Raw genomic sequence first — 20,369 nt, 5'->3', positions numbered from 1 at the left:
CCTCTGAGCCGGCCGCCGAAGTCCCATGACCCACATCCCCATCGTCCCCGACACCGAGGCCGCCGAGCCCGCCGTGGTGCGCGACATCCAGCACTACATGCGCGCCGGCCTGCTGCAACTGCAGAGCCTGCCGCCGCTGTCGCTGTACGTGCACCTGCCCTGGTGCATCCGCAAGTGCCCGTACTGCGACTTCAACTCGCACGAGTACCGGGGCGCCGCCGCAGGGGCCGATGGCGCGCCCGCTGCCCCCGGCCAGGTGCCCGAGCAGCGCTACATCGACGCCCTGATGGCCGACCTGGAGGCCGCGCTGCCCCTGATCTGGGGCCGCTCGGTGCACAGCATCTTCATCGGCGGCGGCACCCCGAGCCTGTTCTCTCCGGCGGCCATCGACCGCCTGGTGGGCGACATCCGCGCGCGCCTGCGCCTGGAGGCCGACTGCGAGATCACCATGGAGGCCAACCCCGGCACCTTCGAGAAGGACCGCTTCAAGGCCTTTCGCGCCGCAGGCATCACGCGCCTGTCCATCGGCGTGCAGAGCTTCAACGACCGGCATCTGCAGGCCCTGGGCCGCGTGCACGACCGCGCCCAGGCCCTGGCCGCCGTGCGTGAAGCCGCCGAGGCCTTCGACACCTTCAACCTCGACATCATGTACGCCCTGCCGGGGCAGACCCCGGCCGAGCTGGAGGAAGACATGGCCACGGCCCTGTCGCTGAATCCCCCGCACATCTCCATCTACCACCTGACCATCGAGCCCAACACCTATTTCGCGAAGTACCCGCCGGCCATCCCCGAGGACGACCAGGCCTACGCCATGCTCGACCGCATCACCGAGATGACGGGCGCGGCGGGCCTGTCGCGCTACGAGATATCGGCCTATGCGCGGCCCGGCCACCAGTGCTGGCACAACACCAACTACTGGCAGTTCGGCGACTACCTGGGCATCGGCGCGGGCGCACACAGCAAGCTCAGCTTTGCCCACCGCGTGGTGCGCCAGGTGCGCTTTCGCGACCCGGGCCGCTACATGGACAACGCCCTGGCTGGCCACGCCGTGGCGCAGGACGAAGAGGTGCGCCGTGCCGACCTGCCGTTCGAGTACATGCTCAACGCCCTGCGCCTGCGCGAGGGCTTTGCGCTCAAGGACTTCACCGAGCGCACCGGCCTGCCCGTCACCGCCATCGCCAAGGCGCTGGAGAAGGCCGAGGCCAAGGGGCTGATCGTGCGTGACCTGGCAGGCCAGGTGCGGCCCACGGAGCGGGGCTTCGACTTCCTGAGCGACCTGCAGGAGCTGTTCCTGGCCGACTGATCAGGCGCTGCGGGGGGCGCCCTGCAAGCGCCACAGGCCGAACAATGCGCCCAGCGCCAGCAGCGATATGCCGAAGGCCAGCCACAGGGCTGCGTGGGGTCCCGCCGCGGCCATGATGGCGGCGAACACCGGCGGCGCGGCAGCGAACGAGAGGTTCAGCGGCATGGCCAGCCGTGCCGACGCGCGCGCATAGGCGCTGGCCGGAAAGACCAGCAGCGGCAGTGTGGCGCGGCTGACGGCGATGACGCCGCCCGCAACCCCGTACACCAGCGCAAACAACAGGGCGCTGGCAAAGCTGCTGCCCATCAGCAGCACGATGAAGCTCAGTGGAAACAGGGCTGCGGCTGCCAGGCCCATGGCGAAGCCCGACCAGCGGCCGCCGCCGAGGAAGTCGAACAGGCGCCCGGCCCATTGCGCGATGCCGATGAAGGAGGCGGCAGCCAGCGCGCTTGCATGGCTCAGGCCCGAAGCCTCGAACAGGATGATGATGGTCAGGGCAAAGCCCCAGGTCACGAAGCCATTGGCCGCAAAGCCCACGGCCAGCAGGGCGAAGCGGGGGCGGTCGATTTGAGCCGGCGCGGCCGGCGCCTTGGTGGCGGTTTTCCCCCGGGGCCGGCGCGCCAGCATGGTCCAGTGCAGCGGCAGGCAGACCAGCAGCACCAGTGCGGCGAAAGCCAGCGTCGCCGCGCGCCAGCCCCACTGGGCCTGCAGCAGCCCCGTGAGCGGCCAGAACAGCGTGGAAGTAAGGCCCCCGGCGAGGATCAGCACACCCAGCGCCCGGCGCGCCTTGTCGCCAGCGATTTCGGTCACCGCGATCTGCGCCGGCGTGCTCAGCATGCCGGCACCGGCCAGGCCCAGCACCGTCCACGCCAGCAGGTAAGACACCGGGCCCTGCGCCAGGCCCACGAGCATGAGGCCGAAAGCGCCCAGCAGCGAGCCCAGCACCATCACCGGGCGCGCGCCATGGCGCTCGAACACGGCGCCCAGCGGCCACGAGACCAGGGCCATCACCACCAGCATGGCCGTGGGCCCGGCCATCACCAGTGGCAGCCCCATGCCCAGTTCGGCCGCCATGGCCGGCCCCGTGACGGCAGGCAGCCAGAAGGTGGAGCCCCAGCCGATGAGCTGGGTGAGCGACAGCGCGGCGATGGCGCGGGTGGTGCGGGACGGGGTGGTGAGCGAGCGCAGCGGCATCGGGCAGGAAGGTGCGGCGCGAAGGGGTGGAAAAGAAGGAGAGGGCGGGCCGCCCCGGGCATGATATCCGGCCCTGCCCGGCACCTGCCCGCAGCGCTCGCTCAGCCGCAGCGCACGGTGGTGATCTTGCCGCTCGCGTCGGTCACCAGGTTCAGCCGCTCGGCGTTGAACTCCATCGTGACGGGCTGGTTGTCGCGCAGCACGCGCGCCATGGCCGCGCCCGAAGCCACGCGCGCCTGTTCCACCGTGCTGGCCGTGGGCTGCTTGCCCTTGGCGCCCTGGGCCGGCGCGGCATTGCAGGTGCCACCCCTGGGGCCGGGGCCCACGGACGGCGTGTCGGCCGCTGGCGCGCGCGCGGGGGTGCCGGCACAGCCCGCGATCAGGGCCAGGGCGAGGCCCGCGCAGGTGGCGAGAAGGGGGCGTTGGGGAATGCGGCGCATGGAATGAATCTCCTGAAAGTGACGGCGGAACGCGCAAGGGAGCCCGTTGGAACAACGGGGTACGCCCACCACCATACCGCCTTGCGCGCCGCCCATTTGTGACGCGGCGTAACCGCCATGGCCGTGCCTACTGGGGAGCTGCCATGGTGCAGGACATTTCCTACACCGGGGGCCTGGGCTCTCCGACCCCGCTCCACAGCCGGAAGTGCGCCAATGCAGCCATAGCCACTGTTTTTGCCGAACGCGAGGATGGACACCATGCACTTCGAAGACCTTCAGATGAGGCGCCTTGACCTGATCGGCGAGCCCAATCCGCTGCAGATGGGCCAACCCATGCGTGCGGCCTCCCAGTCCCAGCAGAGCGAGTACCTCATGGTGGGCCGGACCGACATGGCCCATGTGCAGGTGGAGCCGCAGTTCGGGGACACCTTCCGTGGCGAATTCCAGGCCATGGGCTGATGGCCTTGCAGGACAACACCACCATGCTTGCCGCCATTGCCAGCCCCAGCCCCGACCCGCGCCAGGGCGGGGCGCGTGAGGAGGACAGTCATTTGCCAGGCAGCCTTATCCTGCACATCGCCCACGACGGCGCGCACAGCTACCGTGCGCGCATGTTCGATGAGCGCGATCAGGTCGGCACGCCCACCTACCACTCGCGCATCGACGAAGCCATCCGCTGGTATGGCGAGCACTCGCCCGCTGCTGGCGTGAAGGCCTTCCGCATCTGGTACGGGGGATGGTGCGCGGGCAGCTTCAGCCTGGCAGAGATGGAGCAGGATGCCGACGACATCGCTGAGCGCCTGCTGGTCCTGGCTCTTGTGGCGCGCTGACCGGGTCATGTCCCCTCGCACCGCCGCGTGCGCTGCTGCCGGTACTCTGCATGCCGCTTTTGCCGATGCGCTGTGCTGCCCTTTGGGCGGGCACGGAGCGCTGCCCTGTCAGGGGATCAGGTAGTAGTACCAGATCCAGGGCGCGTAAACCAGGTTGGGCGCCCAGGCCACCACGATGATGCCGTTGTAGAAGGGGCAGTTGTACCGGTCCGCGACGTAGCCGTCGAACGGGACGAAGGTGCCCGCTGTCGTGCAGCCCAGATAGCCGGTCAGTTCGTTGAAGGCATCGTTGCGCGTCAGGTAGCCGAGGCTCTGGGTGGCCACCGGGTACGTGGTGCCTGTGCTGGTGCTCAGCAGGTAGGTGTAGAAATAGGTGGGCTCGATCACCAGAGCCTGGCCGGTGGCCCCTTTGGGGGCGGGGCTGGCCGCAGGCCGTTCGAGGAGCGGCAACTGCACGGCATCGAGGGTCGGCGCCTCGCTGGCCTGCGCCAGCGCGCCATGCGATACCACCAAGGCCAACAGCAGCAAGAGCAGCTTCTTCATGGTATTCCCCCGGGAATTGGATACCCATGGTTGCACTCTCCAGGCCAGAGCGCAAGCCCGCATGGCCAGTTTTCTCCCAAATCAAAGCTGACAGAAGGCTGTCGACCGGGTGAGGGTGCTGGTATAAACGCGCTCGGCCACCGGCGCGCCTGCGCCGGCATGTCCATAACGAGATAAAACCGAGGAGACACATGAACCCGAGCGCCGCCGCAACCACTGTCCGCCACTGGCTTGCCAGCCCTGTTCTATGTGTGGGCGTGCTGCTCGCCGCCATGGTGGGAGCGGCGCAGGCAGCCCCCATCGTGGTCGGCCAGGTGGCGCCGCTGTCGGGCCTCAAGGCCAGCGACGGCCGGGGTTACTCGGCGGGCATGCAGATGTACTTCAACCACGTCAACAAGGCCGGTGGCATCAACGGCAACACCCTGGTGCTGGCCCGCAAGGACGATGGCGGCCGCGCCGACCAGACGCTGGCAGCCACCCAGCAACTGCTGGCCGAGCAGCGCCCGCTGCTGCTGGCCGGCTACATGGGCGCCGGCAACCTGGCCGCGCTGCAGAAGTCCGGCCTGCTGGCCAAGGAGAAGATCGCGCTGGTGGGCTACCGCAGCAGCACCTTCCAGCCCGACTCGCCCCTGCTGTACAACGTGCGTGCCGGCCTGCGCGACGAGATCGGCAAGATCTCCGAGCACCTGGCCACCGTGGGCATCACCAAGCTGGGTCTGCTGTACGAAGACGGGCCCGACGCCCCGGCGCTGCTCGCCAGCGCCGAAGAGGCGGTGAAGAAGAACGGCGGCAGCCTCGTGGCCAAGGGCTCCTACGAGATGGACACCCTGCGCATGGAGAACGCCAACAATCTGCTGCAGGCGGCCAAGCCCCAGGCCATCATCCTCATCACCAGCGGCGCCGCCGCCTCGGCCTTCATCGAGAAATACCGGCTGGAAGGCGGCACGGCGCGGCTCTTCGCCTCGTCCGATGTGGACCTGGAGCAACTGGCCAAGCGCTTGGCCGAAGAGCACATGCAGGGCATCTCGATCGCCCAGGTCACGCCCAACCCCTACCGCCCATCGAGCAAGCTGAGCAAGGAATTCCGCGAGGTGCAGGCCAAGAGCGGCGACCCCGACGTGCCCGTGAGCTACGCCATGATGGAAGGCTACATCACCGCCAAGGTGATCGCCGAGGCCACCCGCCGCGCCGGTGCCCGGCCCACGCGCGAGAACCTGGCCGCTGCGCTGGACAGCATCGACAGCCTGGACCTGGGCGGCTACACCGTGGGCTACCGCCCCGGACAGCGCGGGGGCTCGCGCTTCGTGGAGCTGTCCATCGTGAGCGCCACCGGCCGCATCCGGCAGTAACCACCCACCTCAGCGCAGCACGGCGCCGCTCTGGCGCACCAGCGCCTCGTTGCCCTGCCGGTCGGCGGTGATCTGCTGCGCGAAAGCGGCCACCGTGCCGCCTGCGGGCAGCAGGTGCTTGTCCCTGAGCATTGCGGCGAAGCCCCCGGCGTTGAGAATGCGGTTGACGGCATCGTTGAGGCCCTGCACCACCGCTGCGGGCGTGTGTGCGGGCGCGAACAGGCCGAACAGCGAGCTCAGGTTGGCGCGCGGGTAGCCCAGTTCGGCCAGGGTGGGTACCTCGCGCAGCGCTGGCATGCGCGCGGGCGAGCCCACGGCCAGCGCGTGCAGGCGCCCGGCGCCCACGTACTCGAGCTGCTGCGCCGCAAGGTTGGAGGACAGCACCTCGAACTGGCCGCCCAGCGCGTCGTTGAGCTGCGCGCCGCCGCCCTGGTAGGGCACGTGGGTGATGTCGGCACCGCTGTGCAGCCGCGTCTGCACCAGCACCATGTGCCCGGTGGTGGCCACACCCGAGCTGGCCCAGCGCACCGCGCCGGGCCGCGTGTGGGCCAGGGCGACCATCTCGGTGAACGAGCGCGGGCCCAGCGCCGGCGTGCCCATCACCAGCACCGGCGTGTGCATGATGCCCACGACGGGCGCCACCAGGCCCAGCGGGTCGCGCAGGCCGCCGGATACCAGCAGCGGCTGCAGCGTGAGCGGTGTGATGGCCGAGAACGCCAACGTGTGCCCGTCGGGCGCGGCCCGGGCCAGCAGGTCGATGCCCACCGAGCCGCCGGCCCCTGCACGGTTGTCCACCAGCACGGGAACGCCCAGCGCGCGTGCCAGCGGCTGCGCCAGCGCGCGCGCCGTCGCATCGCTCACGCCGCCGGGCGGGTACACCACGATCAGGCGCACCGGGCGGTTGGGCCAGCGCGGTGCGGCGGCTGCATGCAAGGCCGGTGCTGTAGCCACCAGGGCCGCGCCGCCCGCGGCCCAGCGCAGCAGGCGGCGGCGGGCCAATGCGGCGATGGCGGGCCGCGGGGGCTCAGGGCTTCGCGGCAACTTTGGCCCTCCCGGCCGCGATCTTGGTGACCAGCTCGACGAAGGCGGCCGTGGGGCCGTGGCAGTCGCTCTTGCGCCAGGCCAGCGTCAGCGGTGCACCGAGCTTGACCGCGCGCGCCAGCGGCCGGTAGACGATGGCGTTGTGGTGCGTGCCCTGCATGGACGAGGGCACCACCGAAATGCCGGCACCGGCGGCCACCAGGTTCAGGTTGGTCATCATGCGGTCCACCTCCGAGACCACGTTGATGGCCACGCCCTCGCGCGTGCACAGCTCCAGCAGGTTGGCATACAGCCCCGGTGCGCCGGGCTTGCGCACGAAGATGAACTTCTCGCCCTGCAGCTCCTTGAGCTGCACGGGCGGCTGCTTCTTGCCCACAGGCGCCTGCGCCAGCGGGTGGTCGCGCGGCATGGCCAGCACGGCGGGCTCCTGCAGCAGGGTCTTGAGCACCACGCCCTTGGGCCAGGCCACGGGCACGCGCAGAAAGCCGCAGTGCAGGCGCGACGAGGCCACCGCCTCGGTGATCTCGGCGGCGTTGTTCTCGCTCACCACCAGCTGGATGCCGGGGTGGGTGGCGCGGCACATGCGCAGGGCCTCGGGCGTGAAGTCGTGCGCCGCCGACGAGCTGGTGAAGCCTATGGACAGCATGCCCTGGCTGCCGTCGGCAAAGGCCAGCATGCGCTCCTGCATGGCCGCGCAGTCGCGCAGCAGGCGCGTGGCCTCGGCGTAGAAGAGCTGGCCCGCATCGGTCAGCGTCACGCCCTTGGGGTGGCGCAGGAACAGGGGCACACCGAGCTCCACTTCCAGTCCCTTGATCTGCTGGCTCAGCGGGGGCTGCTGCATGCCCAGGCGCTCGGCGGCGCGCGTGATGTGCCGGGCATCCGCGACGGCGACGAAGTAGCGCAGGTGCCGAAACTCGATATTCATAACGTATGGACCACAGATTATTCAGGTGTTTGGCATGTGCAGCCTACGCTTCTAGGATACGCCCTGTTCCCTGCAACCGGCCTCGTCGGTTTCCCTGTGGCGGGCTGCGCGCCCGCCTGTGCATTGCGCAGAGGAGCACGCTTTTGCCACAACAACATCCGGAGACACAATCCATGCGTTCCACCACCGGCCCGCGCAGCCCGGTCGCTTCGTCGACCCTGTCCGTCCTGACCACCCTCTCGACCATCACCCTGCTGTCGGCCTGCGGCGGCAGCGACAGTCCCTCCCACCCGCCCGAGGCCAAACCCGTCGCAGTGGCCTGCCCGGCAGAAGTGCCCGCCACGGCCACCTGCCTGGGCGGGCGCGACTCGGCCGGCGCCTATTACCTCATCGCCACGCCCAAGGACTGGGGCGGCAACCTGATCCTGCACGCCCACGGCGGGCCCGACCTGGCCGCCCCCACGGCCGAGCGCGCGCGGGAAGACCCTAGAGCCTGTTCATAGTCTTTTTGAAGCCGCGCAAGTCCCTTTTCGGGATGGGATGCAAGGCGCGGTGCGCAGTTGATAGCTCGGCTATCAACAAGCGCCGCAACGCCGCAGACCGCCCGAAAAGGCACTTGCCCGAAGGGTTGGAGTGAAATCGGGCGATTGGACGCCCCGGCTGCTTGCATGGGCATGGGCCCATGCGGCGCACCCGAAGCATCCACTCATCCCGATTGCACTCCAACGCGGCTTCAAAAAGACTATGAACAGGCTCTTGCCGCTGGGCCATCATGGTCAAGGCCGGCTACGCCTGGGCGGGCTCCACCTTCCGCCAGGGCGGGGTCGAAGTGCGCGCCGCGGCCGAGGACACCGAGCGCCTGCGCCGCATCTTCAACGAGCATGTGGCGGTGCCCAAGCGCACGGTGCTGCACGGGCAGTCGTGGGGCGCGGGCGTGGCCGCCAAGGCCGCCGAGATGTTCACCGCGCAGACCGTGGGCGCGCAACCGTACGACGCGGTGCTGCTCACCAGCGGTGTGCTGGCCGGCGGCACGCGCTCGTACGACTTCCGCCTGGACCTGCGCGCCGTCTACCAGTACCTGTGCAACAACCACCCGCGTCCCACCGAGGCGAGCTACGCGCTCAACCTGGGCCTGCCGGCCACGCTGACCCTGGCACGCGACGACTTCAACGCCCGTGCCAACGAATGCCTGGGCCTGGACAAGCCCGCCGCGCAGCGCACACCCGAGCAGCAGCGCAAGGTCGAGACCATCGAGAAGGTCATCAAGATCCCCTCCAGCTCGATATCGGCCCACCTGAGCTGGGGCACCTACCACTTCCAGGACGTGACAGCCAGGCGCACCGGCGGCGCCAGCCCCTTCGGCAACACCGGCGTGGTCTACAGCGGCTCGGCCGACGATGCCGCGCTCAACGCCGGCGTGTTGCGCTACCGCGCCGACCCGGTTGCCGTGCAGCGCTTTGCCGACGACACCGACCCCAAGGGCACCATCCCCGTGCCCGTGCTCACCACCAAGTGGATCAACGACCCCACGGCCTTCGTCGAACTGGACGCCTACTTCAAGACCGTGATGGACCGCGGCGGCAGTGGCGACCGCCTGGTGCAGACCTTCGTGACCAGCGGCACGCACAGCTACATCAGCGACCCGACCTACCCGGCGCTGGTGACCTCGCTGCTCGACTGGGTGGAAACGCGCACCAAGCCCACGCCCGCCAGCGTGGCGCAGCGCTGCACCGCGCTGGAAGCGCGTTTCGGCACGGGCTGCACCTTTGCGCCGGCCTATGTGCCCAGCGCGCTGGAGACGCGTGTGCCGGCGCGCACGCGGCCGTAAGGCCATCGGGGACGGTGCGGTCGGCTTTCAGGCCGCAGTGGTGAAACTGTCGGCCAACCGCGCCTCCACCACCGCATTGCGCGACTGCTTGATGGTGCGGCGTTGCTGCGCACTCCCATCGCGCAGCCACTGCAGCGCATGCGGGCCCACCCAGACCTGGGCGTCGGGCTTGCCGAGGTTGGCCGAGCGCCCCGGCCCGGCCGGGCCGAAGGGCAGGCTGGGGTTGCACCAGCTGACCACCGCGTTGATGTAGTGCTTGCGCACGAAGCGGCCCAGCGCCTTGTAGCGCCGCTCCACCCCCTGGGCGGCCTGCGCGCTGGCGATGCCCGTGGCCACCGCGATGCGCCCCTCGGTGAGCACGCCTTCCGCGAAGAGCTCGGAGCGCAGGAACTGAACGGTGGCGTCTTCCGATTCGCAGTACCAGTCGTTGCAGCCGGCGATGTAGCGGGCTTGCAGCGCTGCCTGGTCATCGGGCGACCAGAGGATGCAATAGCTGCCGCGGATGGCATCAAGGGAGCGGAAGGTCTGCGGCGCGGCGGCTGGCCAGCGCGGCCCGTCGATCAGCAGCACCGCAGGGTCGGCAAGAACCTGCGCGGCAAACTCACGCTCATCGTCGGGGTGCATCACGAAGCGAAGCTGGCTGTTCATCGGCGAAGAAGGGCGGGGGTGTCGCCGTTAGGAGGCTGTCGGACTTGAAGCGTCGAAAGCGAAAATCGGCCCCAGCGAGGACAGTTTTTGCCGGATTTGCAGCCCCATAGCCAGGCTATGGGGCAAAAAGACGGTGAAAAATGGACCGCTGCGGCCGATTTGCAGCCGACGATTTCCAAGTCCGACAGCCTCCTGGAATGCACCGTCAGCGGTCCACGTACTGCGCGTCGAAGCGCTTGCGCGCCGCGAGGTGGGCGTCGGCGCAGGCGCCGGTGGCCGGGTCGGCGCGGCACACCGGGCTGGGCTGGAAGTAGCGGGCCCAGGCGTCGGCGCGGCGCTGCTGGCGCTCGGATTCGAGCCGGGCGGCCAGGGCCTGGGCGGTCTTGAGCTCGTCGTCGACCTTCTTCTGGCCCGCGTCCTGCACCGGCGCAGTGGGCGGCGGGGCCTCGACCTGGGGTGCTGCGGTCTGTGCAGACGCTGGCGGCGCGGGTTCGGGGGCGGGCGGTGCCGGTGGCGGCGCGGGCTGGGCCACCATGGGTGGAGGGGCAGCCTGCGTGCTGGGTGTGCCGCTGCTGGTGCTGTCATCGCCCACGGGCCGTGGCGGTGTCTGCACGGCGGGCGTGGCCGCCGGTGGTGGCGGGCGCTGGCCGACGATGGCATCGTGGGCGAACAGGGCGGCCAGACCGCCGATGAACACGCCCAGCGCGATCCTGGCAACGTCCGGCAAAAAGGGGCCCTTGCCGGCCGCGGGTGACGAATCTGCTTGCATGGCACACCTCCTGCAGGCAGTGTAGCCGCGCATGCGGCGGTGGATTGGTCAAATCGCAGGCACCGCGTTGCAACCCGCGCCGGCACTGGGCCTGGCCGGCATGCACAGGGGTTATCCACAGAGTCATCCACGGTGGCTGTGGACTGCTGCAGTGGGCTGCGTGGCAAGGTGTACCGGGGAGGTGCGCGGCGCTACAGTCGGGCCATTGCCAACCATGCGCCAGGGCCTGAAAAGTGGCCCACCACTATGCTGCGGCGCGCGGAAGTGGGCTGATGAAAGAACAGGCACCGCGTCGTAGACCGCGCCAGTGCTGGCTTTGCGGTGCATCCATCAGGGTTTTCCACAGGGTCATCCACGGTGGCTGTGGATGGTGTGGCAGCGCACGCAGGCTGCGCTTCCGGCGCGCCTTGCGGCAGGCAAGGGGGGCGGCTGCGGCGCGCGGCTGATGAAATCGCAGGCACTGCGTTGCAGGCCGCGCCAGTGCTGGATGTGGCGTGTCTGCACAGGGGTTATCCACAAAGTCATCCACGCCGGCTGTGGACTTTGCGGACGCCGTTTGCGCTCCCTGCACGGTCATTGGTCAATCCGCAGGCACCGCGTTGCAAGCCGCGCCGGCATTGGCTTTGCGCGGCATGCACAGGCCTTTTCCACAGGGTCATCCACGGTGGCTGTGGACTGGTTCGGCCGCCGGTGCGTGGCAGGCGCCAAAGGCATGGCAAGGAGCCGGGCCGGTTTGCGGCGGACAGGCCAGGCTCTCCGGTACCCGCGCCGCGCTGATGAATTCGCAGGCACCGCGTTGCAGGCCGCGCCAGTGCTGGATTTGACGTGCATGCCCAGTGCTTGTCCACAGGGTCATCCACGCCGTCTGTGGACCGTGCATGTGGACGCAGGGCACCCTCACACTCGCCCGCTCGGGGCATTGATGAAATCGCAGGCACCGCGTTACAGCCCGCGCCGGCATTGGCTTTGCGCCGTATCCATCAGCGTTTTCCACAGGGTCATCCACGGCGGCTGTGGACTGTGGGCCCGGTGTCGGCGCTGCTGCCCTTGCCAACTGCCGCTACTTGCCACCCCGAGCAGCCAGGGCCCGCACCAGCGCCGCGTCGGCGCGGGCCGCATGGGCGCCATCCACGCGCTCGGCCAGCACCTGCGCGAGCTGGCGCAACTGGCCAGGCGTGAGCCCCACGTTCATGCTGATGCCCATGTGCGACTGCAGCTGCGATTCGGCGCCGGCCAGGGCCGAGAGCATGCCTACCGTGGCGATTTCCCGGCTCTGCCAATCCAGGTTGTCGCGCTCGAAGATGTCGCCGAACAGGTGGGTCTTGAGGTACTCGTCGATGGCCGGCGCGAAGTCGAACAGAGGGCCCTTGACGGGCGCACCCACCAGGCGGGTCTGGTTGGCCGTGCCGGCTGCCAGCAGGGCATCGCCCTGCGGGATGGGCCGGCTGGGCGGGCGCCCGGGGGCGTCCTGCACGCCGCGCTGGCGGCGGGCCTCCAGCACCTTCATGAGCTCGCCCAGCGCGTTCAGGCTGCGCGGGAAACCCGCGTAGGCATACACCTGCACCAGCACCTCGCGCGCATCGGCCACGGTAAGGCCCGCATCCAGGCCCTGGTTCAGCGCGGGGCCCAGGCGCGCGATGTCGCCGGCCGCCGCGAAGGCGGCGATGGGCACGATGGCCTGCTGGCGCGGCGATAGCGTCTCGCTGGTCTGCGCGGTGGTGGGTTGCATGGCCTTGGGTTCCTGGGGGCTGGTGGATGCATGGCTCGGTGCAAGTGCCAGGCCCGCCAGCAGGCCGATGGCTGCGAGCCGGGCCATGCGCTCAACGCGCCGTGGTGTTGCTGTGGTATTGCTCATCGCTGACCTTTTCCATCCATTCGACGTTCTTGCCATCTGCCGTGCCCGTCACGGCCAGGTGGGTCATGGCCGTGCTGGGCGCAGCGCCGTGCCAGTGCTTCACGCCGGGCGGGCACCAGACCACGTCGCCAGGGCGGATCTCCTGCACCGGCTTGCCCCATTCCTGCGTGCGGCCTGTGCCCGAGACCACCACCAGCCGCTGGCCTGCGGGGTGGGTGTGCCAGGCAGAGCGGGCGCCCGGCTCGAAGGTGACATGGGCGCCCGAGGCGCTGATGCCCTTGTCGGCAGGCCAGACCGGATCGACGCGCACGCGGCCGGTGAAGAAGGCATCGGGCCCGGCGGCCGAGGCCTGCGCGCCGGCCCGGGTGATCTGCTGCGTGCTGGTGGCGGTGGGTGCCTCGGTGGCGGCCGCCGCGCCGCCCTGGGCCACGGCCAGGACCAACGCGGTTCGCATGAGGGTGGGGTTCATAGGCTGGGGTTCCTGAAGGATGAAAAGGAGGGAGGGGAGGGGATCTGAGGGGTGCGGGAGGTTGGCTGTGACCACCCCCGGCCCGCTGCAGTGACTGTAGGCAGAGGCGATTGGGCTGAGAAGATGCCAAAATCGGCATGCACTTGTGCAGCACATTCACCAATCCATGTCCCCCGGCGAAAACCTCAACGATCTGCGCGCCTTCGTGGTGGTGGCGCGCGAGCGCAGCTTCACCCGCGCCGCGGCGCAGGTGGGCCTGTCGCGCTCGGCGCTCAGCCATGCCATGCTGGCGCTGGAGGCGCGCCTGGGCGTGCGCCTGCTGGCCCGCACCACGCGCAGCGTCTCCACCACCGAGGCCGGGGCGCGCCTGCTGGCCACGGTCGCCCCACGCCTGCAGGAAATCGAGGCCGAGCTGGGCGCCCTGAGCGCCATGCGCGACAAGCCTGCCGGCACCGTGCGCATCACCGCGCACGACCACGCCATTGCCACCGTGCTCTGGCCCCGGCTGCAACCGCTGCTGCTGGAGTACCCCGACATCCGCATCGAGTTCAGCGTGGACTACGCCTTCACCGACATCGCCTCGCAAGGCTTCGATGCGGGCGTGCGCGTGGGAGACCGGGTGGACAAGGACATGGTGGCGGTGCGCATCGGGCCGCCGCTGCACATGGCGGTAGCGGCCTCACCGGCCTACCTGGCGGGCAAGGCACTGCCGTTCACGCCCCACGAGCTGACCGGGCACCAGTGCGTGAACCTGCGCCTGCCCACGCACGGCGGCCTGTATGCCTGGGATTTCGAGAAGGACGGGCAGGCCCTGGCCGTGCGCGTGCAAGGACAGGTGGTGTTCAACAACACCCAGCTGATGCTGCAGGCGGCGCTGGACGGGCTGGGCTTTTGCTACGTGCCGCTGGAGCTGGTGCAGCCGCACGCCGAGCAGGGCCGCCTGGTACCGGTGCTGAAGGACTGGTGGCCCAGCTTCTCGCCCTACCACCTGTACTATGCCAACCGCCGCCAGACTGCGCCCGCGCTGGCCCTGGTGATCGAGGCACTGCGCTGGCGTGGATAGGTAAAGCGTGCAGCAGCGGCATGGGTCATGCAACCATCACCCTCACCAGTCGGCCCGCAGTGCACAACAGAAGTCTTGGCAGATCGGGTGTCTCGTTCTGGCGCACTCGGCGACTAGGCTGCTCGTGACCCGCTCAAGCGCAGCGCCTTCACCACCAGCGAAAACGCGGGCGAGGGCTGGCGCTTGCTGGGGTAGTACAGGTGGTAGCCGGCAAACTTGGGGCACCAGTCCTGCAGCACGCGCACCAGCCGCCCCGATGCGATGTGCGGCATCAGCTCATCTTCGGGCAGCAGGGAGATGCCCAGCCCGGCCAACGCCGCGTCGACTTGCGGCGCGGAGGTGTTGAAGATCAGCGGCCCATCGACACGCACATTCATCTTGCGGCCGCGCTTCTCGAAATCCCAGACATACAGGCCGCCCGATGTCGGCATGCGCTGGTTGATGCACTGGTGGCTGGTGAGGTCTGCGGGTGTCCTGGGAATGGGGTTGGCCGCGAAATACCCGGGAGAAGCGACCACGGCCATCTGCAGCGGCGGGCCGATGGGCACGGCAATCATGTCGTTGTCGATCGTGTTGCCCATGCGCACACCGGCGTCGAACCGGTCGGCCACGATGTCCCGAAAGCTGTAGTTCACGTCGAACTCCAGCTTGATCTCGGGGTACTCGCGCAGCAGTGGCGCGAGCTTGGGCAGCAGCACCGTGTGCAGCACGTTGTCGCCACAGGTGATGCGCACCGTGCCTGCGGGCTTGTCCCGCAGCTCGGTCAGTGCGTCGAGCTCGGCCTCGATTTCCTCGAAGCGGTGCCCGATGGCCTTCATGAGCCGCTCGCCGGCCGATGTCGGCGCGACGCTGCGGGTGGTGCGCGTCAGCAGGCGGATCTGCAGGCCCTCTTCGAGTCCGCGGATGGCCTGGCTGAGTGCGGATTGGGTGACCCCCAGCGTGCCCGCAGCGCGCGTGAAGCTCCCCTCGCGCGCGACCGTCACGAAGGCCAGCAGATCGTTGAAATTGCGTCGTGGCATCGATGGCGCTTCCTTACAACTTGTTATTCGACTTGTTATCAAGGCTAATAAATGTATTAAGCATTCATTACCTAGTCAATGGATGCCTCGACCGGCACACTTGCCTGCAAGCCTCAGGGCATGAGCGCAGGCAGCCGCGGCGCACCCACAGCACAAGGAACTCCGGCCATGAAACATCAAGCAGACCACACCCTCCCATCCGCCGTCGGGCAAGCCGAACCGTTGCCCGACCGGCGCGAATTCCTGAGGATCGCCGGCACCAGCGCAGCCGCCGGCATGCTGTCGACCGCGGGCAGCACGGCATTCGCAGCTGCACCGAAGATGGGCGCATCGGTGCCCCCTGGCGCCGACAACTTCTACACGAGCAACCAGGTCATCGTGCAGCAAGTGAGCTTCAAGAACCAATACCGCATGACCGTGACTGGCACCCTGTTCGTGCCCAGCACGCTGGACCGCAACAAGCGCACCCCGGCCATCGTGGTCGGCCACCCCATGGGCGCGGTCAAGGAGCAAAGCGCCAATCTCTACGCAACGAAGATGGCCGAGCGGGGCTTCGTGGCCCTGTCGGTGGATCTGGCATTCTGGGGCGGCAGCGAGGGCCAGCCGCGCAATGCGGTGTCTCCCGACATGTATGCCGAAACCTTCAGCGCCGCGGTCGACTTTCTGGGCAGCCAGGCGTTCGTGGACCGGCAGCAGATCGGCGCCATCGGCGTGTGCGGCAGCGGCAGCTTCGTCATCAGCGCCGCCAAGATCGACCCGCGCCTGAAGGCCATCGCCACGGTCAGCATGTACGACATGGGGGCGGCCAACCGCAATGCGCTCAACCACTCGCAAACGCTGGCGCAGCGCAAGCAGATCATCGCTTCCGCCGCAGCGCAGCGCGACGTGGAGTTCAACGGCGGTGCAGTGCAGTACACCGGCGGCACGGTGCTCAGGCTGAAAGCGGACACGCACCCGATCCAGCGCGAATTCTTCGACTTCTACCGCACCCCGCGCGGCGAGTTCACGCCGCTGGGCGCTTCGTCACAGACCACCACCATGCCAACGCTGAGCAGCAACGTGAAGTTCATGAACTTCTACCCGTTCAACGACATCGAGACGATCTCGCCCCGGCCGCTGCTGTTCATCGCCGGCGACCAGGCGCACTCCAAGGAGTTCAGCGAAGACGCCTATAAGCGCGCTGCCGAGCCCAAGGAACTGCACTACGTGCCCGGTGCTGGCCATGTGGACCTGTACGACCGGGTGACCCTGATCCCATGGGACAAGCTGGCATCGTTCTTTGACCGCCACCTCATCAAGGCCCGGGTCTGATGGCGGCCCCTGCCATCACCGCGACCGCCGGCATACCGCTTGACCAGGAAAGCGGTGGTCGCTCTGCGCACTGGGGCGGAGTCTTCGCGATGACGCTGTGCGTCTTTGCGCTGATCGCTTCGGAATTCATGCCCGTGAGCCTGTTGACGCCAATGGCATCGGACCTGCAGGTCACCGAGGGCATGGCCGGGCAGGGCATTGCCATCTCCGGCGCTTTTGCGGTGCTTGCCAGCCTGTCGATCCCAGCGGTTGCAGGGCGAATCCATCGCAAGGCGCTGCTGCTCGCGCTGACGGCGATGATGTGTGTTTCCGGTGCCATCGTCGGCCTTGCGCCCAACTACCTCACGTACATGGTGGGCCGGGCGCTGATCGGCGTGGTCGTCGGCGGCTTCTGGTCCCTGTCGGCTGCCACTGCCATGCAGCTGGTGCCACCGTCCAAGGTGCCCCGCGCGCTGGCGATCTTCAACGGCGGCAACGCACTGGCCACGGTCATCGCCGCGCCGCTGGGCAGCTACCTTGCGTCCATCATGGGCTGGCGCGGGGCCTTCTTGTGCCTGGTGCCCATCGCTGTGCTCGCATTCGCCTGGCAGTGGTTCAGCCTGCCCGCCATGCCGGCCTTGCCGCGCGCAGGGTCTGGCAACGTGCTCCGACTTTTCAAGAGCCGGCGGTTCGTGCTCGGCATGCTGGCGGTGGGCATCTTCTTTATGGGGCAGTTTGCGCTGTTCACCTACCTGCGGCCGTTCCTGGAGGCGGTGACAGGGGTCGGTGTGTCCATGCTGTCTCTCATCCTGCTCGCGCTCGGCGTCGCGGGCTTCATCGGCACCCTGCTCATCGGGCGATTTCTGAAAGCAGGTTTCTATGCCACCCTGGCCATCATCCCGGTGGTGATGGCTGCCATCGCGGTGCTGCTCACGGCCCTGGGCAGTTCCGTGGTCGCCACCACCGTGCTCCTGGCGCTGTGGGGCCTGGTGGCCACTGCAGCCCCGGTCGGCTGGTGGACCTGGATCGCGCAGACCCTCCCGCAGGACGCCGAGGCGGGCGGCGGGCTGATGGTGGCGGTGGTGCAGCTGTCCATCGCACTGGGGTCCACCGCCGGTGGACTGCTGTTCGATGCCAGTGGTTACCAGGCTACTTTCGCCTTCAGCGCCGCACTGCTCCTGGTCGGCGCATTCCTCGTCACCTTGACGGCGCGTGCGAGCCACGCTGAATCCACATGACGCAACATGACCCATTGCCCGCCCCCACGGTGCGCGCTCACCGTCCCTCGCAGATGCTGGCTACTGGCCTGGCCGCCGCACTCCTTATGTTTGGCGTCGGCAATGCTGCTGGACAGGCGCGGCCCAGCGCGCCCTTGGCAAGCCAGGCAGACGCAGCACTGGCATCCGACACTTCAAAGGCAACGCGCATGCAGCTCACCGTTGGAAACCGTCGTTTCACACTCACGGTGGCCGATACCGATGCCGCCCGCGCATTTGTCAGCCAATTGCCGCTGACGCTGGACATGCCGGACCTCAACAGCAATGAGAAGCACGCCAAGCTGCCCAAGGCACTGCCCGCAAATGCAATTCGACCGGGCACGATAAGCAACGGCGACCTGATGCTGTACGGCTCAGACACCCTGGTCCTTTTCTACTTGGGTTTCGAGTCGGCCTATTCATACACGCGCCTTGGCCGCGTCGACGACCCGAGCGGCCTGGCGCAGGCGCTCGGCCAGGGCACCGCTCGCATCACGTTCTCGCGCTGGTAGCGGTCACTCCATTGCGCGCCCGCCTTGCATTGCGGGGAATTATTAGCCAAGGTAATAGCAGCAATAAGCAATCGTTCGGTAGTCAAACACCCGGCTGCTCGACAAACTCGATGTGCGGCAAAGAACGATGAGAACAACACGCCCAGCCCCATCGGCCAGCGCCCCTGCGTGGCCTCCACGAATGCGGTTTTCAAGAAGGACACAGTCCATGCCCCACGAAACACACAACGATCTGCCAACGGAAATCAGTGCCGACGAGGCCGCCCTGGTGCGTGACATGCCTGAGCTCAAGGGCGTTGGCCAGGCGCGGCGCACGTTCATGGTGCAGACCGGTGGCGGTGGCATCGGCCTGTTTGCCGCCAACCTGCTGGCCACGGAGTCCGCGCTGGCGCAACTGCCGCCGGTGCCGGGTGCGGCGTCTGCGCCCATCGTCGCGCAGAACGTCGTGGGCGTGACGTTCAAGGTCAACGGCACACCGCAGACGCTGCAGCTCGACTCGCGCGTCGTACTGCTCGATGCGCTGCGCGAGCGGCTTGCGCTCACCGGCTCCAAGAAGGGGTGCGACCAGGGCCAGTGCGGCGCCTGCACGGTGCTGGTCGACGGGCAGCGTGTGCTCTCGTGCCTGACCCTGGCCGCCACGCTCGAAGGCCGTGAAGTCACGACCATTGAGGGCTTGGCAAAGGGCGGCCAACTGCATCCGATGCAGGCCGCTTTCATCAAGCACGATGGCTTTCAGTGCGGCTACTGCACATCGGGGCAGATCTGCTCTGCCGTCGGCATGCTGGCCGAGGCCCGGCGCGGCCAGGTCAGCCACGTCACCGAGAACGTCGGCAGGACAACGACCCGCCTGACGGACGACGAGATCCGCGAGCGCATGAGCGGCAACATCTGCCGCTGCGGCGCGTATCCAGGCATCGTCGCCGCGATTCAGGAAGTCCATTCGGGCCGGCAGGCAACCCAGACCTGGGGCTTTGCCACCGAGGCGCAAATTGCGATGGCATCCACCGCTTCCAGCCCTTCAAAGGAGGACGGCCATGAGACCGTTTGAGTATGTTCGCGCCGCAGATTCCGCTGCCGCTACCGCAGCGGTGTCGGCCATGCCCCAAGCCCGGTACCTGGCCGGTGGCAGCAACCTGCTGGACCTGATGAAGGAGGACGTCGAGCGGCCCACGCGGCTGGTGGACATCACGCGGCTGCCGCTGCGCGAGATCCAGCGCACGCGCTCCGGCCTGTCCATCGGCGCGCTGGCAACCAACAGCGAGACCGCCAACCACCCGTTGGTCCGCGAGAGCTACCCGCTGCTGACGCAGGCGATCGTGGCAGGCGCCTCCGGGCAGTTGCGCAACATGGCGACCAACGGCGGAAACCTGCTTCAGCGCACGCGCTGCAACTACTTCTACGACACATCGATGCCCTGCAACAAGCGCGAGGCCGGCAGCGGCTGCGGCGCACGGGAGGGCCTGAACAAGATCCACGCGATCCTGGGTTGGAGCGAATCGTGTGTGGCGACCTACCCTGGCGACATGGCAACGGCCTTGTACGCGCTGGATGCCAAGGTGCGTGTGCGCGCACCGGATGGGCGTGAGCGGCTGATCGCCATCACCGACTTCCACCGGCTGCCGGGCGATACGCCGCAGCGCGACAACAACCTGGAGCACGGCGATCTGATCCTGGCCATCGAGCTCCCGGTGCCGTCGGGCGACTTTGCGCGCCACTCGCACTACCTGAAGGTGCGCGACCGCGCCTCGTACGCGTTTGCGATGGTCTCGGTGGCCGCCGCGCTGCAGCTGGACGGCGGCACGATACGGCAGGCGCGCGTGGTGCTGGGAAGCGTCGCCCACAAGCCCTGGCGCAGCGCCGAGGCCGAGGCCGTGCTGGTCGGCCAGCGCGCCGATGAGGCCATCTTTCAGCGCGCGGCTGAAGCCGCGCTGCGCGATGCGCGGCCACTGGCGCACAACGCCTACAAGGTGGAACTGGGTCGTCGTTCTGTCGTGCGGGCGCTGATGCGCGCGTCGCGACTGGCTTGAGGAGAAGA

General features: G+C 68.4%; 21 protein-coding genes and 1 pseudogene. 12 read left to right on the top strand and 10 right to left on the bottom strand.

Translation table 11 applies throughout. The annotated features are described in order from the left end of the window. Window positions 1-25 precede the first annotated feature (25 nt). The gene (gene hemW, locus U5N23_RS23615) at window positions 26-1,303 is read left to right on the top strand and encodes a radical SAM family heme chaperone HemW (protein ID WP_322595150.1); all 1,278 of its coding nucleotides are present in this window, start codon (window positions 26-28) and stop codon (window positions 1,301-1,303) included. Here the strand turns inward: hemW and U5N23_RS23610 are convergent, their stop codons facing one another. Next, on the bottom strand, window positions 1,304-2,497 hold the full coding sequence (locus tag U5N23_RS23610; RefSeq protein ID WP_322595149.1) for an MFS transporter: 1,194 nt from the start codon (window positions 2,495-2,497) through the stop codon (window positions 1,304-1,306). Between the two features lie 101 nt (window positions 2,498-2,598). Then, entirely contained in the window at window positions 2,599-2,937 is a 339-nt protein-coding gene (locus U5N23_RS23605; RefSeq protein ID WP_322595148.1) for an I78 family peptidase inhibitor, read from the bottom strand. 258 nt (window positions 2,938-3,195) lie between these two features. Between U5N23_RS23605 and U5N23_RS23600 the strand changes: the two genes are divergently transcribed. Together U5N23_RS23600 and U5N23_RS23595 are read left to right on the top strand one after the other, a co-directional pair. Continuing rightward, window positions 3,196-3,396 carry a hypothetical protein gene (locus U5N23_RS23600; RefSeq protein WP_322595147.1) on the top strand — a complete coding sequence of 67 codons (201 nt, stop codon included), beginning with the start codon at window positions 3,196-3,198 and terminating at the stop codon, window positions 3,394-3,396. A gap of 23 nt (window positions 3,397-3,419) precedes the next feature. Beyond that, a complete protein-coding gene (locus U5N23_RS23595) occupies window positions 3,420-3,767 on the top strand; it encodes a hypothetical protein (protein WP_322595146.1) in 348 nt (115 codons plus the stop codon). 108 nt (window positions 3,768-3,875) lie between these two features. Here the strand turns inward: U5N23_RS23595 and U5N23_RS23590 are convergent, their stop codons facing one another. After that, window positions 3,876-4,310, bottom strand: a complete 435-nt coding sequence (locus tag U5N23_RS23590) for a hypothetical protein (protein ID WP_322595145.1) — start codon at window positions 4,308-4,310, stop codon at window positions 3,876-3,878. A 191-nt stretch (window positions 4,311-4,501) separates the two neighbouring features. Between U5N23_RS23590 and U5N23_RS23585 the strand changes: the two genes are divergently transcribed. Beyond that, window positions 4,502-5,659 (top strand): ABC transporter substrate-binding protein, encoded by a 1,158-nt coding sequence (locus tag U5N23_RS23585; protein WP_322595144.1) that lies wholly within the window; start codon window positions 4,502-4,504, stop codon window positions 5,657-5,659. A 9-nt stretch (window positions 5,660-5,668) separates the two neighbouring features. Here U5N23_RS23585 and U5N23_RS23580 read toward each other — a convergent pair whose 3' ends face one another. Then, window positions 5,669-6,700, bottom strand: coding sequence for a tripartite tricarboxylate transporter substrate binding protein (locus tag U5N23_RS23580; RefSeq protein ID WP_322595143.1), 1,032 nt, complete (start codon window positions 6,698-6,700; stop codon window positions 5,669-5,671). Then, the gene (locus U5N23_RS23575; protein WP_322595562.1) at window positions 6,684-7,619 is read right to left on the bottom strand and encodes a LysR family transcriptional regulator; all 936 of its coding nucleotides are present in this window, start codon (window positions 7,617-7,619) and stop codon (window positions 6,684-6,686) included. Before U5N23_RS23575 ends, U5N23_RS23580 begins: the two co-directional genes overlap by 17 nt. A gap of 179 nt (window positions 7,620-7,798) precedes the next feature. Here U5N23_RS23575 and U5N23_RS23570 point away from each other — a divergent pair, with 179 nt between their 5' ends. Both U5N23_RS23570 and U5N23_RS23565 read left to right on the top strand, forming a co-directional pair. Beyond that, the gene (locus tag U5N23_RS23570; protein WP_322595142.1) at window positions 7,799-8,128 is read left to right on the top strand and encodes a hypothetical protein; all 330 of its coding nucleotides are present in this window, start codon (window positions 7,799-7,801) and stop codon (window positions 8,126-8,128) included. Between the two features lie 257 nt (window positions 8,129-8,385). Continuing rightward, window positions 8,386-9,453: pseudogene (locus U5N23_RS23565) on the top strand (hypothetical protein); the annotation flags it as partial. 27 nt (window positions 9,454-9,480) lie between these two features. Here U5N23_RS23565 and U5N23_RS23560 read toward each other — a convergent pair. The 4 genes from U5N23_RS23560 to U5N23_RS23545 form a co-directional block, all read right to left on the bottom strand. After that, window positions 9,481-10,101, bottom strand: coding sequence for a hypothetical protein (locus U5N23_RS23560; protein ID WP_322595141.1), 621 nt, complete (start codon window positions 10,099-10,101; stop codon window positions 9,481-9,483). A gap of 205 nt (window positions 10,102-10,306) precedes the next feature. Further along, window positions 10,307-10,870, bottom strand: a complete 564-nt coding sequence (locus tag U5N23_RS23555) for a hypothetical protein (RefSeq protein ID WP_322595140.1) — start codon at window positions 10,868-10,870, stop codon at window positions 10,307-10,309. 1,060 nt (window positions 10,871-11,930) lie between these two features. Then, a complete protein-coding gene (locus tag U5N23_RS23550; RefSeq protein WP_322595139.1) occupies window positions 11,931-12,725 on the bottom strand; it encodes a carboxymuconolactone decarboxylase family protein in 795 nt (264 codons plus the stop codon). Continuing rightward, window positions 12,691-13,194: a cupin domain-containing protein gene (locus U5N23_RS23545; RefSeq protein WP_322595138.1), complete on the bottom strand. Its 504-nt coding sequence runs from the start codon at window positions 13,192-13,194 to the stop codon at window positions 12,691-12,693. The genes U5N23_RS23550 and U5N23_RS23545 overlap by 35 nt, the downstream gene beginning before the upstream one ends. Before the next feature lie 166 nt (window positions 13,195-13,360). On the opposite strand from U5N23_RS23545, the gene U5N23_RS23540 reads away from it, so the two are divergent. After that, a complete protein-coding gene (locus tag U5N23_RS23540) occupies window positions 13,361-14,257 on the top strand; it encodes a LysR family transcriptional regulator (RefSeq protein WP_322595137.1) in 897 nt (298 codons plus the stop codon). Between the two features lie 113 nt (window positions 14,258-14,370). Here U5N23_RS23540 and U5N23_RS23535 read toward each other — a convergent pair whose 3' ends face one another. Beyond that, window positions 14,371-15,276 carry a LysR family transcriptional regulator gene (locus U5N23_RS23535; protein ID WP_322595136.1) on the bottom strand — a complete coding sequence of 302 codons (906 nt, stop codon included), beginning with the start codon at window positions 15,274-15,276 and terminating at the stop codon, window positions 14,371-14,373. A gap of 168 nt (window positions 15,277-15,444) precedes the next feature. Here U5N23_RS23535 and U5N23_RS23530 point away from each other — a divergent pair, with 168 nt between their 5' ends. The 5 genes from U5N23_RS23530 to U5N23_RS23510 all read left to right on the top strand — a co-directional run bounded on the left by U5N23_RS23530 (window position 15,445) and on the right by U5N23_RS23510 (window position 20,361). Beyond that, window positions 15,445-16,587 (top strand): alpha/beta hydrolase, encoded by a 1,143-nt coding sequence (locus U5N23_RS23530; protein WP_416208658.1) that lies wholly within the window; start codon window positions 15,445-15,447, stop codon window positions 16,585-16,587. Continuing rightward, the gene (locus U5N23_RS23525) at window positions 16,587-17,804 is read left to right on the top strand and encodes an MFS transporter (protein ID WP_416208657.1); all 1,218 of its coding nucleotides are present in this window, start codon (window positions 16,587-16,589) and stop codon (window positions 17,802-17,804) included. Before U5N23_RS23530 ends, U5N23_RS23525 begins: the two co-directional genes overlap by 1 nt. Before the next feature lie 188 nt (window positions 17,805-17,992). Continuing rightward, window positions 17,993-18,334, top strand: coding sequence for a cyclophilin-like fold protein (locus tag U5N23_RS23520; protein ID WP_179683697.1), 342 nt, complete (start codon window positions 17,993-17,995; stop codon window positions 18,332-18,334). Between the two features lie 208 nt (window positions 18,335-18,542). Next, on the top strand, window positions 18,543-19,382 hold the full coding sequence (locus U5N23_RS23515; RefSeq protein ID WP_322595135.1) for a 2Fe-2S iron-sulfur cluster-binding protein: 840 nt from the start codon (window positions 18,543-18,545) through the stop codon (window positions 19,380-19,382). After that, window positions 19,369-20,361 (top strand): xanthine dehydrogenase family protein subunit M, encoded by a 993-nt coding sequence (locus tag U5N23_RS23510; protein ID WP_322595134.1) that lies wholly within the window; start codon window positions 19,369-19,371, stop codon window positions 20,359-20,361. The genes U5N23_RS23515 and U5N23_RS23510 overlap by 14 nt, the downstream gene beginning before the upstream one ends. The last annotated feature ends 8 nt before the right edge of the window (window positions 20,362-20,369 follow it).

The organism is Acidovorax sp., assembly GCF_034519795.1.
Lineage (GTDB): Bacteria > Pseudomonadota > Gammaproteobacteria > Burkholderiales > Burkholderiaceae_C > Acidovorax.
Note: the sequence above shows the minus strand (reverse complement) of the source record. Positions and strands in the feature narration are given on the sequence as shown.